Raw genomic sequence first — 15,044 nt, 5'->3', positions numbered from 1 at the left:
TAGGATAAGATCAACTCGATGCGTCGTTTTATTGCGGCAACCCCATGAGCGAATTCCACCGCCGCTATCCCACCGGCAGCATTGTCAGTGATTTATTGCAAATCCATGACGGCCTCTTTATTGTCAAAACCACCCTCCTTGTGGGCGACACGATTCTAGCCACGGGGATGGCTGCTGCCCCCACCCTAGAACAGGCGGAAGATAGTGCTCGCCAGCGTGCCCTGCAACTTCTCGGTATTCACCTCCCTGTGCAAACGGAGGCGGAACTGATTCCCCGCACCCCCGCAGTCCTCGAGGCAGCTCCTTGGTCAGAGGCCAGCAATACTGATCTGCTCTTGGAACCCACCACTCCTGCCAATTCCCGCCGCAGTAAGCCAGCGGTCAAACCGGCTAGCGAGAAGCCCCCCCCTAAGCGCGAACCCGTGGATTTAGCGGATGAAATTGCCCAAACTACCGTGGAAATGAAACGCTTGGGATGGACAGAAGCCCAAGGGCGGGCTTGTTTGCTGCAACGCTATGGCAAGCGATCGCGCCAGCAACTGAGCGATGAAGAACTCTTGGATTTTCTCCACTTTTTGCAGCGTCAACCCAGTGCCGGAGAGCCATCGTTTTAGACCTTCAAACTCGGCAATCAAATGCAAGAAAAATTTATACTCTAGCGAAAACTTAAAGAAAAGCTATAGATTTTCACGCCAGCCCTGATCTCCCCCTTAGCTTCTTTACCATGAAGAAGTTGTTGCTGTCGAGGAAAAATCCGTGCTGGGGCCTTTTCATGTCTCACCCTTGACCCTAGGCAGTGATCCCAGTGCCCGTCGCCAGTGGATTTTTCGCCTCGTGCTGCTGATGACGGTCTTTACCCTCTTTTTGATGGCGGTGGGCAGTGCCACACGGGTGATGGATGCCGGTTTAGCCTGTCCCGATTGGCCGTTGTGCTTTGGCACGCTGGTACCGCAAATGGATTTGCAGATCTTCCTAGAGTGGTTCCACCGCCTGCTGGCCACCAGTTTAGGGCTGATGGCGATCGCCTTTGTAGGATTGAGTGTGGCTTGGCGGCAAGCTCTGCCCCCTTGGGTGCCCTCTGCTGCTGCTGCGGCATTGTGCCTTGTGATTGTGCAGGGGATTCTCGGTGGCCTGACGGTGACTGAGTTGCTGCGCTTTGAAATTGTTACCGCTCACCTGGGCACAGGACTGCTCTTCTTTTGCCTTTTGGCAGCCATCACCGTTGGTTTAGCTCCCTTTCGGGGTACGGGGAGCGCCCGTTGGTTGCGGATTGCCGCAGTGATTGCCGCGCTATGTGTCTATGGCCAAAGTTTGTTAGGGGGCTTGGTGTCTTCGCAGTGGGCAGTGCAGCAGTGCCTCTATGGCGATCGCCTGTGTGTAGTCCTCAATAGCCATCTGATCGGTGTTGTCCCAGCCACCCTGAGCGTTTTAGGGGTGGTGATTGTTGCTTGGCGTAGCCCAGCCTCGGCTCCCCTCTTGCGGCAACTGAGTTTCTCGCTTCTGCCGGTGGTGGCTCTGCAAGTAGCCTTGGGCTGGAGCACCCTACAACTAAAGCTACAGGTGCCGGCACTCACCGTTGCCCATCAAATGATTGGCGCCACCCTCTTGGGGGTGTTGGTTGCCATTTCCACATTGGCATGGCGCGATCGCCAAGCTGGTTCCCTGAAGCATGAATTTTGAACGATCTTGAGGCTCGCATGACATTCCTAGCCAGACTTTCCTCCTCAACGGGGGATCTCTCGACAAAATTAGTGGACTATGTCCAACTCACCAAACCGCGCTTAATTCTGCTCTTTTTGATTACAACTGCAGCAGCAATGGAAGTAGCAAGCCAAGGTCGGGTGGCTCCCCAATTGCTCCTGATAACCCTTGTCAGTGGTGCCTGTGCAGCGGCGGCAGCGAATACGATCAACTGTCTCTATGACCGCGATATTGATGCCATTATGGAGCGGACGCGCCATCGCCCTTTGCCAGCGGGTCGGGTGGCTCCTTGGGAAGCGGTGTTTCTAGCAGTGCTCTTGGCAACAACGGCCTTTAGCCTCTTGGCGGTCTTTGCCAATCTCCTGAGTGCCTGCCTTGCTATGGCCGGAATTGCGGTGTATGTGGGAGTCTATACCCACTGGCTGAAGCGGTCTTCGCCGCAAAATATCGTGATTGGCGGTGCGGCTGGGGCGATTCCCCCCTTGGTGGGTTGGGCAGCGGTGACGGGAGAACTGAGTTGGGCGGCTTGGGTGCTGTTTGCCATTATCTTTATCTGGACGCCGCCCCATTTTTGGCCGTTGGCGATGCTGATTCAAGAGGACTATGCCCGTGTGCGGGTGCCGATGCTGCCGGTGGTTAACGGCGATCGCGTCACGGCACGGCAGATTTTTCTCTACACCTTGGCACTGGTGCCCACCAGTCTGCTGTTAATCTACCCCTGTGGTGTCGTGGGCTGGGGCTATGGTGTGGTGGCGATCGCCCTTGGTAGTTGGTTTATTTACCGCGCGTGGCAGTTGACCCAAGCCCCAGAGGACAAAGAACAGGCACGCAGCCTCTTTAAGTTCTCGATTCTCTATATGATGCTGCTGTGTGCTGCCATGGTCGGCGATCGCATTCTCTTGCCCCAGTTGCCAGAAAGCCTCGATGCCCTTGCTTGCCTCTTGAGTTAGGCGTGTCCCAACTGTTGCAACCACTCAATGAGGATCGGGTTCACCAGCTCCGGGCGATCGTCATGGGGGCAGTGGCCAGTATTGGGCAGTCGCTCAATGCGAATCGGCAAGCGATCTTGATGGGCTGCAAAGTGCTGAGTCCCCGACACCGGCGTCCAAGGATCCACCTCACCCCAGAGCACCAGAATCGGCACTTGAATTTCTGGCAGCAAATCCACAATTTTCGGTCCCGGCGGTGCTGAAATCACACGGGCAAACACTTCCTTGGCGCCGGCATCCATGGCGGGTCGATGCAGTAGTTCCACCAATTCATCGGTAATGGCGTCGGGATTGGCATAGACTTGGGTCAGGGTTTTGCGGATGCGCTCCGGCTGCCGAATCTGGTTAAAGATCAAATGACCAATGCCGGGAGAGGCAACCAAGGTGCGAAAGATGGCCGTAAAGAGGCTTTGCATCCAATTCAGTTCATTGGGACGGTGGTTGAGTCCCCCGGCACAGTTGAGAACACTCACCGCACGGCAGGTGTGGCCATAGCGAGCCGCCATCATCAGACACAGCAGACCACCAATGGAATTCCCTACCCAAACCACGGGTTCCCCAATGTGGGCTTGCCAAAAGTCCGCCAGTAGCTCGGTCCACAGATCCAAACTGTAGGTTAAATCCGGCTTTGCCGAAGCACCAAAACCCAGTAAATCAAGGGCATAAACACGGTAACCTGCGGCGGTGAGGGCAGGGATATTTTTGCGCCAGTGACCAATAGAGGCACCAAAACCATGAACCAACACCACTGGGGCACCACTGCCATTGACGCTGTAGCGAATGTGATGGCCACGCCAAGTCCAATCTGCGGTGGGAAAAGCTGCGGTGGCTGAAAGCGTAGAGGTCATTCTGCCCATTCCCGAAATGTATTACTTTTAGAATAGCGATCTTTAAGTTTCGTAACAATTTTATTTTATGGCAACCGCACTGATTACGGGGGCAACGGGGGGATTAGGGCAGGCCTTTGCCCAAGCCTTGGCCGATCGCCAGCACGCTTTGATTCTCACTGGTCGCCACCTCGACACCCTAGAAAAGCTAAAGACGCAGCTCAGCACCCAAGTACCGGTTGTAGGTATTCCCCAAGACCTTAGCGAACCCAATGCGGCGCTCCGCCTCTATGAACAGATTCAATCCCTAGGACTAACGGTGGATGTATTAGTCAATAATGCTGGTTTTGGCGATTATGGGGCCTTTGACGAGCGCGATCGCCAGCAATTGACGGCCATGCTCCAAGTGAACATCACAGCGCTAGTAGAACTCACCCATCTCGTGCTCCAAGAAATGCGCCCCCGTCGTCAAGGCACGATTATCAACGTTAGCTCCATTGCTGCCTTTCAGCCCCTGCCCTATCTCGCCGTCTATGCCGCCAGCAAAGCCTTTGTTCGCCACTTCAGCGAAGCCCTGTGGGCAGAAGTCAAACCCTTGGGTATTCGGGTACTTGCCGTCTGTCCCGGACCCACTGCCACCAACTTCTTTGAGCGTGCCGATATGACCCGCAACCCGGCTCTCATTGCCCGGCAGGACACTCCCGAACAGGTGGTTGCCGAAACCCTTGCGGCGTTGCAAACCGATGTGGCCACGGTCATTCCCGGTCAGCCCGCCAATCGCTTCCTTGCCCTTGCTGGTCGGTTGGTGCCCCGCCACTGGTTGGTGCAGCAGTTAGAACCCCGCTTCCGTCCCCCCGCTCAATAGGAGCAAGCCCAAAAAGGAGCCACTGTTCCAGATGCTGTGGAGAATCATGGCTGCACCGATATTGTGCGATCGCCAGTAGATGTAGCTGAGCACGGTTCCCAAAACCGTCAAGGGCAATAGATCGGCTAAATTCAGGTGGGCAATGGCAAAGAGGAGTCCCGTCACCCCCATGGCAGTGCCGAGGGGCAGATAGGATTGCACCGAACGAAAGAAGAATCCCCGAAAGAGAATCTCCTCAAAGAAGGGCGCCATCACTGCCACCATGATATAAAGCAGGGCAAAGGTGGTGTAATCGCGGCTTTGTAAAATAATTTCCAGTAAAGGATTGCCGCCCCCTTGATTTTTCAGCAGGGCTTGACTAATCAGCGAACTGACCACGACTAAGGGCAGTGCCGCCAAATAACCGCCGACCCCCCAACGCAAGGCACCCCCTAACCCCCCTTGCCAACATAACCAATCCGCAGGGCGCTTACCAAAGGGACGCAGAAAGTACCACAGCCAGCCCAAGCCAGCAACCATCATCATCCCGTAGCTCACTAAGGCATACAGCGTTTGAGCCATCGCAGAGGGCAACGGCAGTCCCATGCCAATCAGGGAGCGCACCAAGGGCATGAGCACCAAGCTAATGGCAAAAAAGAGAGCAAACCAGATTACCATGCCTTCCCAGAGGGTTTCCCAGCCCCATGTCACGGGGGTCAGGGGTGGCAGAGTGTTCCCTTGATGGCGGCGGCGCAGGTGTTGATAGATCCAGACCATCCAAAGAACAATCCCAATCAAACTTCCTAGCAGAGGAGTTGTGCCAATCAGGGCAAGGCGATAGAAGGCTGCTTGGGCGCGCTGCTGTTCTGCACGGGTCAAGGTCATCAGGGCGTCGGATCGCTGTTGCAGTTCATAGAGGCGTTCGAGGGCGCGATCGCGAAACCAGCCTTGAAGGGTGTTTTTAATCAACGTTTCCCCATCGGGAAGCAGTTGGGGGGAATCAGCCCACAAAGCCATCAGCACTTCTGCGGTACAGCGGGTTGTCCCTTGAGCCTTATTAATGAGGAGTTGCCATGTGTTGAGGGCGCGATCGCGCTGCCCTGCTTCAGCATAGAGCAGTCCCAACTGCAGACGCAGAGGCTGATTTTGCGGTGTGGGGGTTGCCAGCACCGCTTCGTAGGCTTGGATGGCAGCTTCTAAATTGCCCACTAGGCGATCGCGGGTTGTGGCATCTCCCAGACCCTGCCATTCTCGGGCTTGTAGTGACAAATTGGTCTGAAATAGGTTAATTTGCCCTTGGGCTTGGGGTTCTAAATAACTGCCCAGCAACGACACCGTCATGAGGGCAGCGACCACGACACTGAGGGCTGCAAGCACCAACCGCTTTAGAGACATAGGGCAAAGCTGACAAGGGACTCCCCAAAACCTTAGCGGAAAGCGACCCAAGGGATCAATCTAGTCCTTTTGCTAGGAGCTGTTGCATGGCTAGTGATTGACAGGTCTTTAGCTCAAATGCTCGGTATTGCTAACTCCACCCTATGATTGTAAAAAGAGATGGCTCTCGCCATTAACTGGCTAGCCGTAGTGCAAATGCGGTTTTAATATTCCTGTAAAAATACTTAGGTTTAATCTCAATATGGTGAAAGGTAATTGCTATAAGGTTTATTTGTTAGTTGCTTTTTTGTTGCTTTTTTCATTGCCATCAACGGCACTGATTCAAAAATATTTCGGTTTAATCGGCGTTTCTAGCTATATTTTAATTGTTACACTGGTATTCTTATTTCTGCTAAAATTTAAGACTAAGATTTTCGCTTTTGTTTCCAGATTTTATTTTGGTGTCCTTGCGATCACTATTGTTTTTGGTATCACCTCTTTTTGGATTCTGTATCCACTAGAAACAGCAGGTCTTCTAGGACGTGGGAGCGATCGCGACGAAGCATTGAATATTGCTTTTTGGGAACTTATACAGGGACGATACCCCTATTTTGCAACCACTCATCTCGGTGGACAGATCACGCCGCTACCCGGTGCTATACTCATTGCTGCACCATTTATCCTAATGGGCAACAGCGCCTATCAAAATCTATTTTGGATAGCAGTATTTCTTTGTTTAACAACAATATATCTAGAAAGTCATGTTTCAGCCATTGTAATGTTTATATTTCTAGCAGTTTTATCACCTGCATTTCAGCATGAATATATTTCGGGTGGTGATTTGATTGCTAATAGTATTTATATTTTAATAGCAATCTTTCTGCAAATAAAAGCTTTGTCATCTAATTCAGTCATCGCAAAGGTTAGTACGAGTATTTTTACAGGCATTGCCTTGGCTTCAAGAAGCAATTTTCTAACACTACTGCCCCCATTACTGGTTCTTTTTTGGCGGATTGCTGCCAGGCGAGTAGCGTTGACTTACTTATCTCTCTCTATACTAACGCTCATCTTTATAGTGATGCCATTTTACCTTATTCTACCTGATTCATTTCCACCGTTTTTTGCTGGGAACAAGTTAAATGAACTGAATGTTTCCATGCCATTTGCCAGCACTGGAGTTATTGCTCTGACATTATTGATCGCTGTTTTACTCTCACTGCAGTTGATCAAGGTTCCCAGAACAAATTTACTCCGTTCCTTCATGATCTACGCTGCAGTGATCCAAGCCCTTCCTATGGGGTGTGGCGTTTTTCTGATCAGTATACTGAATCAGCATCTAGACTTCAGTTTCCTATCTCATCGTTATGGCCTCATGTTCCTTTTCTTTGCCCTTTGGGGACTATGGCCACTGCTAACCGAAGAACATCATATCTAGTCCAACACTCTGACCAAACAAAGGCTATCGTCGGGATGGGGCATCGGGACATGGAGGAGCGATCGCGCCGTTGAAGTATCAAGAATCCCTCGATTTTAGGCGGGGGAGTATGTCAATCTATAGCTACAAGCGCTTTAGGGCTGTTCTTGATTGGGTGCTTGCTTCAATGTCCCGATCTCGATTAAATGGAGACTTGTTGCGTGGACATGATTCTATGGGTATTGATCTGAGCCGTATTCCTGCCCAACCCAAGCCGGGTGTTGTCAATGTGCTGGTGGAAATTGCGGGGGGCAGTCGGAATAAATATGAGTTTGACAAGGAAATGAACGTCTTTGCCCTCGATCGCGTGCTCTATTCGGCGGTGACCTATCCCTATGATTATGGGTTCATTCCCAATACACTGGCGGATGATGGCGATCCCCTCGATGGTCTAGTGATTATGGATGAGCCGACGTTTCCGGGATGTGTGATTCCTGCCCGTCCCATTGGCATGCTGGAGATGATTGACAGTGGCGATCGCGACGAGAAAATTCTCTGTGTGCCTGTTGATGATCCTCGCTATGCTGAGGTGACGTCCCTCAAGGACATTGCGCCCCACCGCCTCGAAGAAATCGCTGAGTTCTTCCGTACCTACAAGAATCTGCAAAAGAAAGTGACTGAAATTCTTGGCTGGCAGGATGTGGATGCGGTGCAGCCCCTTGTTGAAAAATGCATCAAGGCCTACAAGGGCTAGTATCTTACCAGCACAGGCTCTAAAAAGAGGCGGGTTCGCTCCTGTTGCGGACGACGAAACAGTTCTTGGGGCGATCCTTCCTCAATAATTTGGCCATCGGCAAGAAAGACGACGCGGCAAGAGACTTCACGGGCAAAAAAACCGTTATGCTGACTAAACAGATTCTCCGCATCGCCTATTGGTTAGGCTAGGGTTATCAATATAAGAAGTGCTTCTCCTTGCTCCCCATGATACGGTGGGAGAACACAATTCTATGATCGATCGCTAAACTTGAGAGTGCCGAAAAACCCATCCCGCAGCATCTGCTATGTCCACCCTTGTCATCGTTGAATCCCCGACAAAAGCCCGTACCATTCGCAAATTTCTGCCCCCGGACTATCGCGTTGAAGCCTCGATGGGTCATGTCCGTGATCTGCCCCGCAGCGCTGCTGATGTGCCCCCTGAACTCAAGGGGGAGGAGTGGGCAACCCTAGGGGTGAATGTCGCTGCTGGCTTTGAACCCCTCTACATTGTCCCCAAAGACAAGCAAAAAGTTGTCAAAGACCTGAAAACGGCCCTGAAAACTGCTGATGAACTCCTGCTTGCGACCGATGAAGACCGCGAAGGCGAAAGTATTAGTTGGCACTTGCTGCAACTGTTGGAGCCAAAGGTGCCCGTGCGGCGCATGGTCTTCCATGAAATTACGGAAGAGGCCATCCAAGAAGCCCTGCGCAATTGCCGCGATGTCAATCAACAACTCGTGCGTGCCCAAGAAACGCGGCGTATCCTCGATCGCCTAGTGGGCTATACCCTGTCGCCCCTGCTGTGGCGGAAAATTGCTCCCCATCTGTCGGCGGGGCGGGTGCAGTCGGTGGCAGTGCGTCTATTGGTGCAACGGGAGCGGGAACGGCTGGCCTTCCGCAAGGGGCAATTTTGGGATCTCAAGGCCACGCTGGATCAACGGGGAACCCTCTTTCCAGCCCGTTTGGTGAGTGTCGGCGGTCAACGCTTGGCCACGGGCAATGATTTTGATCCTGCTACAGGACAGGTGCGCAACCCTGAGGCGGTCTTGCTTTTGGATGAGGCGGCGGCCAATGCCCTGCGCGATCGCCTGCTGACGGAAACATGGACGGTCACTGAACAGGAGGAGCGCCAACAAACCCGCAAACCGGCTCCCCCCTTTACCACCTCGACGCTGCAACAGGAAGCCAACCGCAAACTGCACCTCTCCGCCCAAGAGACGATGCGCATTGCCCAAAAGCTCTATGAAGAGGGCTATATCACCTATATGCGCACGGACTCGGTGCATCTGTCGGAACAGGCGATCGCTGCTGCCCGCAATTGTGTGGAAGCCATGTATGGCAAAGCCTTTTTGTCGCCCCAGCCGCGCCAATACACCACCAAAACCAAGGGCGCCCAAGAAGCCCACGAAGCGATTCGCCCTGCGGGTAGTCAGTTTCGCACCCCCCAAGAAACTGGCCTTAAGGATCGGGAACTGGAACTCTACGACCTGATCTGGAAGCGCACAGTGGCCTCACAAATGGCCGATGCCCGCGTCACCCTGCTAACGGTCTCGATTACGGCAGGGGATGCCCTCTTCCGTGCCCACGGTAAACGCATTGATTTTCCCGGCTTTTTCCGTGCCTATGTGGAAGGGTCGGATGATCCCGATGCCGCCCTTGAAAGCCAAGAGGTGATGCTGCCCCTGATGCAGGTGGGGGATATTCTCCGCTGCCAAGCCCTTGAAAGTGTCGGTCACGAAACCCAGCCGCCGCCACGCTACACCGAAGCCAGCCTGGTCAAAGCCCTCGAGCAAGCCGGCATTGGGCGTCCCAGCACCTACGCCACGATCATCAGCACGATCCAAGACCGCGAGTATGCCATTCGGCGGGGCAATGCCCTTGAACCCACCTTTACTGCCTTTGCGGTTACGGCACTGCTGGAGAAATACTTCCCCGACTTAGTGGACATTAACTTCACGGCGCGGATGGAGCAAACCCTTGATGATATTTCCACGGGGGAGGTGCAGTGGCAGCCCTACCTTGAATCCTTCTACTTGGGTGAAAATGGCCTTGAGCAGCAGGTCAAAGAGCGGGAGCGCACAATTGAGTCCACAGAAGCCCGGGCGATCGCCCTGCCAGAACTGAATGCCGAAGTGGTGGTGGGTCGCTTTGGTCCTTTTGTCGTCTATCAAAATGGCAATGGCAGCGAACCCATTAAAGCCTCCTTGCCCCAAGATGCCACTCCCGGTAGCCTCACCCGCGAACAAGTGGAGCAATTAATTCGCCAAAAACTAGAGGGTCCCGACAAGCTGGGCGTGCATCCTGAAACCGGGGAACCGATCTTCTTACTCACGGGACGCTTTGGCCCCTATGTACAGTTGGGGGAAGCCACAGCGGCCAATCCAAAACCCAAACGAGCTTCTCTACCCAAGGGGGTCAGTCCCGACGAAGTTACCCTAGACTTGGCGATTACGCTGTTGTCGCTGCCCCGCACATTGGGAGTTCATCCCGAAACGGGCAAGCTGATTCAGGCCAATCAAGGTCGCTTTGGCCCCTACATTGTCCATGACCCCGACGGTGAGAAGGACTATCGTTCCCTCAAGGGGGAGGATGATGTCTATACGATTACCCTAGAGCGTGCCCTAGAGCTACTGGCAACCCCAAAATCCAGTCGTGGCCGTGCCAAGAAGCAGGTGCTCGCGGTGTTGGGGACTCACCCAGAGGATGGCGAGCCAGTGCAAGTCTTTGATGGTCCCTATGGTCTTTATGTCAACCACGGTAAGGTGAATGCCTCACTACCGGAGGGGGTGAGTCCAGAGACCATGACCCTTGAGCAAGCCCTGCCCCTCTTGGCGGAGAAAGCACCGAAGAAAACCCGCCGCAGCGCAACAGCCACTGCCCCGAAACCAAAATCAACCACCAAAAAGACCAGTACAAAGACGGCCACCAAGACCGCAAAAACCAGCCGCCGTAAGTCAACGGAAACCTAGGTGAATTCCCCCTTTACTGCTGAAACCCTCCTTTTTGAGCGATCCCGCCCGCGGCCAGAGGCACTGCGGGTCATCTACGGCTTTCCCAATACCTACAGCGTTGGCATTACCAGCTTAGGGTATCAACTAGTGTGGGCACAACTGGCCAGCCGTCCTGATGTGGCCGTGAGTCGCCTCTTTACCGATGTGCAGGAGCCACTGCCTCGGGATCCGCAGTTGGTGGGCTTTTCCTTCTCGTGGGAGTTGGACTACGGCAATCTATTGGCCCTCTTGGAGCAGTTGGGCATTCCCATTTGGCAGCGCGATCGCCACGATCGCCATCCTTTGGTCTTTGGCGGTGGTCCAGTGCTGACGGCCAATCCCGAACCCTTTGCCGACTTTTTCGATGTGATTTTACTGGGGGATGCCGAACCCCTCCTTGAGCCGTTTTTGACGACCATGGCACAGGTGCGCGCTGCCCCGCGATCGCAACAGTTGGAAGCCCTTGCCCAAGTGTCCGGCCTCTATGTCCCCAGTCTTTATGCCGTCAGTTATGCCAGTGCCACAGGCCCGATTCAAGGAATTGAACCCCGAAAGCCCACGGTACCCGCCACAGTGACCAAACAAGTCCATCGCGGCAATACCCTTGCTGCCTCAACGGTGGTCACCCCCCTCGCCGCTTGGGAAAAGATTTACATGGTGGAGGTGGTGCGCAGTTGTCCAGAGCTATGTCGCTTTTGTTTGGCCAGTTATTTGACCTTGCCCTTTCGCACGCCCAGTCTCGAAACACTGATTCCTGCCATTGAGCGGGGGCTAGCGGTCACCGATCGCCTAGGGCTTTTGGGTGCCTCGATTACCCAGCATCCCGAATTTCCCGCCTTGATTGAGCATCTAGGCCAACCACAATTTGACCATGTGCGGGTGAGTTTAGCGTCTGTGCGCACAAATACGGTCACTGCATCCCTTGCCCAACTCTTGAGTCAACGGGGCAGTCAATCCCTGACGATCGCCATCGAAACGGGGTCTGAGCGGCTGCGCCAAGTGATCAACAAAAAGCTTGAGACTGAGGAGATTCTTGCCGCTGCCAGCCATGCCCAAGCCGGCGGCCTCAAGGGGCTAAAGTTTTATGGCATGGTGGGACTGCCCACAGAAACCGATGCCGATGTTGCAGCTACGGTGGATCTCTTTCGCCAATTGAAAAAAACAGCGCCGCGCCTGCGACTCACCCTTGGCTGTAGTACCTTTGTGCCCAAGGCCCATACTCCTTTTCAGTGGTGGGGCGTGCAACCCGTGGCCGAAAAACGCCTGAAGTTCCTGAAAAAAGAATTGGCCAAATTGGGGATTGAGTTTCGTCCTGAATCCTATAATGACTCGCTGATTCAAGCTTTAATTTCGCGGGGCGATCGCCGGCTTGCTCCCCTGCTTGAGCAGGTACGCCACTACGGCACTTCCTTGGGCAGTTATCGGCGGGCATTTAAGGAACTGCGCGGACAGTTGCCCGACTTTGAAGCCTACGTCACTGCCCATTGGCCAGAGGAGACGATCTTACCGTGGCAGCATCTCCAGAGTGGCCTGCCCACTCAAACCTTGCAAAAGCATCTGCAGCGCGCGATCGCCTAGGCCGGTCTGCGCTGATACCCCTCTTTAGTGACTTTAGGCGGATGAAAAGACACGTTGTTGGTTCCACTGATGCACAAGTGGGCAAATATAGTTATTCCAATAAAGAATAAGACATTATCCAGCACAACAATTGCCAATCACCTCATCAATCGAACTGTTTGACCCTGCATACATCCGCGATCGCTTCAACGCACTGAAGTCGTGCTTAATCACATTCAAATCAGGAGAGTATTTCGGTAAAAATAACACCTCGTGACCCGCCGCTTTCACCACTGCCTGAATCGCCCCTTTTGGATGAATTGGTGCATTATCCATCATCAACAACGAAGGTCTCTTTAATGCCGGCAAACAGTACTGACTCAGCCAGCTCACAAACCCTACCGCATTCAAATATCCTGAAAACAGGATTGGGGCGATGAAGTCTTTCTGGTGTCTATACCGTCCTGCGACTCAACTCTCTCTTTTCTGACGCTTCCCCGCTCGCTCTCCATCAATTCGTTCGCCTTGCGCTGACCACCCATACTCACACTCCACTCGAGAGTCAAACCCCCTCTCATCGATAGACACCAGCGTTTCCTTGCCGTGGCTCTCTACCCATGTGTTCCTAGATTCCGATACTGAAAGCCCCCGACTTTAGTCGGTGGGAAGTTTACTATATCCAAGCTGCCAAGAGTGTGACCACGCCCAAGCCCGTGAGGGCAAGCCAGATGAAGGCATTCGGTAAAGGCGTAGCAGGAGAGGGTGGTTCTTGGGGTTTTGGGGTGGCAGCCGATGGCTTTTTCGGGGAACGGCTGTAGGGGGACGTGTAGGCGCGATCGCCCACATGGGATAGGTCGGGAATTTCGCTGTACCATTCCGGACGGCGTTTGAGTTGGGGAGCCTCCAAAATCGCCAGCAAGCGACGACTTTCCTGCCGCGTGTGATGATCTGGGTGTCGTTGGAGTTGACGGCAGAGGCTGACGGCAGCCCCTTGATCGCCAGCAGCACTATAGGCCGTGACTAACCAGAGGCTAATTTCCCCCGATCGCACCGCATTTCCCTCCGCCAGCGCCGCCGCCTGTCCCAAAAGAGCAATCGATTGTTGGTAGTTTCCCCGCTCGAAGGCCTGTTGCCCTTGCTGAAAGAGGGCAGTGACTGCATCCGTCATGGCCTATGAGCTGACCCCCACGTCTTCGACCACAATAAGCCCCTTTTTGAGCAGCGCTTGCAGGTCAGCATTGTGGGTTTTGCAGTTGCGCCAGCGCCGCTCATCGACATTTTCATTGCGACCGGGCTGCAGGGTCACAGGTCCAAAGAAACTATCAAAGGTCATGGGCTGTTCGAGGTAGCTAATCACAGTCAGCATGCCAGCAGAGGTTCGACAAACTCACTATTTTCAGGATAAGGCTAGAGTGGATCTGCTGCCGAGTTGAGTTGAGTATGGTTCGCACGCGCTTGAGTCTCGTTGGGATGGCGATCGCCCTTGTGGCACTGACGGGCTGTCCATTGCGTTTGCCCGATCGCAACTCCCCCACCCCTAATACGGGGGCATCTTTGCCTCCCCTTGCCCCCACGGAGCGACCCAATGCGGGGGAGAATTTCATTGCCAAGGTGGTTGCTGAGGCAGGGCCAGCGGTGGTGAGCATTGACACCCTACGACTGCCCCGCAGTCAAGAGGATAGTTTTCTCAATCCTTTTCCAATACCAGATGTGCCGCTGCGCCAAGGTCAAGGCTCTGGGTTTATATTTACCCCCGATGGCAAGATTATGACCAATGCCCATGTGGTGGAAGGCGCCAGTGCCGTGCGAGTCACGCTCCCCGATGGTCGCCAGTATGATGGCAAGGTGGTGGGTGCAGATTCCCTGACGGATGTGGCTGTTATTCAAATTGATGCCGAAAATTTACCCACCGTACAGCTGGGGAATTCGGATACCCTTGTCCCGGGCGAGTGGGCGATCGCCATCGGTAACCCCTTGGGGCTAAGTAACACCGTAACCGCCGGCATTATTAGTGCAACGGGGCGTGCCAGTAATGAAATTGGCGCTGCCGATAAGCGGGTGAACTTCATTCAAACGGATGCGGCGATTAATCCGGGCAATTCCGGGGGCCCTCTTCTGAATGCTGCTGGTCAAGTGGTGGGCGTCAATACCGCCGTGATTTCCCAAGCGCAGGGCCTGGGTTTTGCCATTCCCATCAATACGGCCTATCGCATTGCTGAACAGATTATTACTACGGGGCGCGCCCAGCACCTCTATCTGGGGATTCGCATGGTGCAATTGACGCCAGAAGTGGCTGCCCAAATCCGTCAAGATCAGCCCAACTGGACACTGAATCAAACCCAAGGGACGCTAATCGTTGGTATTGCCCCCAATTCGCCGGCGGCTAAAGCGGGTCTGCAAGTGGGAGATTGGATTGCCAAAATTAACGATCTCAATCAACCCACCCCGCAACAGGTGCAAAGCGTGGTTGAGCAAACAAAGCTAGGGCAGACCATTACCTTAGAGATTCAACGGGGCGATCGCCGGCAAACCGTGAGCCTGCAACCGGAGCCAATGCCACCAGAATTGTATCCCTCTTCGCAGCCAGAATAA

General features: G+C 53.9%; 14 protein-coding genes. 9 read left to right on the top strand and 5 right to left on the bottom strand.

What is annotated here, in order from left to right; genetic code table 11:
- Positions 1-44: 44 nt before the first annotated feature.
- The 3 genes from RHI63_RS06525 (at position 45) to RHI63_RS06515 (ending at position 2,651) form a co-directional block, all read left to right on the top strand.
- The gene (locus tag RHI63_RS06525; RefSeq protein WP_206199467.1) at positions 45-614 is read left to right on the top strand and encodes a hypothetical protein; all 570 of its coding nucleotides are present in this window, start codon (positions 45-47) and stop codon (positions 612-614) included.
- Between the two features lie 145 nt (positions 615-759).
- Positions 760-1,680, top strand: a complete 921-nt coding sequence (locus tag RHI63_RS06520) for a heme A synthase (protein ID WP_399378062.1) — start codon at positions 760-762, stop codon at positions 1,678-1,680.
- Between the two features lie 17 nt (positions 1,681-1,697).
- On the top strand, positions 1,698-2,651 hold the full coding sequence (locus tag RHI63_RS06515; protein ID WP_302677839.1) for a heme o synthase: 954 nt from the start codon (positions 1,698-1,700) through the stop codon (positions 2,649-2,651).
- On the opposite strand, the gene RHI63_RS06510 is transcribed toward RHI63_RS06515, so the two are convergent.
- The gene (locus tag RHI63_RS06510) at positions 2,648-3,538 is read right to left on the bottom strand and encodes an alpha/beta fold hydrolase (RefSeq protein WP_206199465.1); all 891 of its coding nucleotides are present in this window, start codon (positions 3,536-3,538) and stop codon (positions 2,648-2,650) included. The two genes, RHI63_RS06515 and RHI63_RS06510, sit on opposite strands and share 4 nt — an antisense overlap.
- Before the next feature lie 67 nt (positions 3,539-3,605).
- Between RHI63_RS06510 and RHI63_RS06505 the strand changes: the two genes are divergently transcribed.
- The gene (locus RHI63_RS06505) at positions 3,606-4,382 is read left to right on the top strand and encodes an SDR family oxidoreductase (RefSeq protein ID WP_310821368.1); all 777 of its coding nucleotides are present in this window, start codon (positions 3,606-3,608) and stop codon (positions 4,380-4,382) included.
- Here the strand turns inward: RHI63_RS06505 and RHI63_RS06500 are convergent.
- Complete coding sequence (locus RHI63_RS06500) at positions 4,350-5,756, bottom strand: type II CAAX prenyl endopeptidase Rce1 family protein (protein ID WP_310821367.1); 1,407 nt, start codon at positions 5,754-5,756, stop codon at positions 4,350-4,352. The genes RHI63_RS06505 and RHI63_RS06500 overlap by 33 nt on opposite strands.
- Positions 5,757-5,997: 241 nt before the next feature.
- Between RHI63_RS06500 and RHI63_RS06495 the strand changes: the two genes are divergently transcribed.
- The 4 genes from RHI63_RS06495 (at position 5,998) to RHI63_RS06480 (ending at position 12,473) form a co-directional block, all read left to right on the top strand.
- Complete coding sequence (locus RHI63_RS06495; protein WP_310742782.1) at positions 5,998-7,170, top strand: hypothetical protein; 1,173 nt, start codon at positions 5,998-6,000, stop codon at positions 7,168-7,170.
- 220 nt (positions 7,171-7,390) lie between these two features.
- Positions 7,391-7,903: an inorganic diphosphatase gene (locus RHI63_RS06490; protein WP_149821614.1), complete on the top strand. Its 513-nt coding sequence runs from the start codon at positions 7,391-7,393 to the stop codon at positions 7,901-7,903.
- 307 nt (positions 7,904-8,210) lie between these two features.
- On the top strand, positions 8,211-10,874 hold the full coding sequence (topA, locus tag RHI63_RS06485) for a type I DNA topoisomerase (protein WP_206199462.1): 2,664 nt from the start codon (positions 8,211-8,213) through the stop codon (positions 10,872-10,874).
- Complete coding sequence (locus RHI63_RS06480) at positions 10,875-12,473, top strand: radical SAM protein (protein ID WP_310821365.1); 1,599 nt, start codon at positions 10,875-10,877, stop codon at positions 12,471-12,473.
- A gap of 114 nt (positions 12,474-12,587) precedes the next feature.
- Here RHI63_RS06480 and RHI63_RS06475 read toward each other — a convergent pair whose 3' ends face one another.
- The 3 genes from RHI63_RS06475 to RHI63_RS06465 all read right to left on the bottom strand — a co-directional run bounded on the left by RHI63_RS06475 (position 12,588) and on the right by RHI63_RS06465 (position 13,818).
- Positions 12,588-12,863: a transposase gene (locus RHI63_RS06475; protein WP_304941097.1), complete on the bottom strand. Its 276-nt coding sequence runs from the start codon at positions 12,861-12,863 to the stop codon at positions 12,588-12,590.
- 262 nt (positions 12,864-13,125) lie between these two features.
- Positions 13,126-13,620, bottom strand: a complete 495-nt coding sequence (locus RHI63_RS06470) for a hypothetical protein (RefSeq protein WP_310821364.1) — start codon at positions 13,618-13,620, stop codon at positions 13,126-13,128.
- A gap of 3 nt (positions 13,621-13,623) precedes the next feature.
- Positions 13,624-13,818, bottom strand: coding sequence for a hypothetical protein (locus RHI63_RS06465; RefSeq protein ID WP_149817974.1), 195 nt, complete (start codon positions 13,816-13,818; stop codon positions 13,624-13,626).
- Positions 13,819-13,892: 74 nt separating this feature from the next.
- Here RHI63_RS06465 and RHI63_RS06460 point away from each other — a divergent pair, with 74 nt between their 5' ends.
- Positions 13,893-15,044, top strand: coding sequence for a trypsin-like peptidase domain-containing protein (locus tag RHI63_RS06460; RefSeq protein ID WP_310821363.1), 1,152 nt, complete (start codon positions 13,893-13,895; stop codon positions 15,042-15,044).

This window comes from Thermosynechococcus sp. GLH187, from assembly GCF_031583395.1.
Lineage (GTDB): Bacteria > Cyanobacteriota > Cyanobacteriia > Thermosynechococcales > Thermosynechococcaceae > Thermosynechococcus.
The sequence above is the reverse complement of the archived record's forward strand: the minus strand, read 5'-3'. Positions and strand labels throughout refer to the sequence as shown.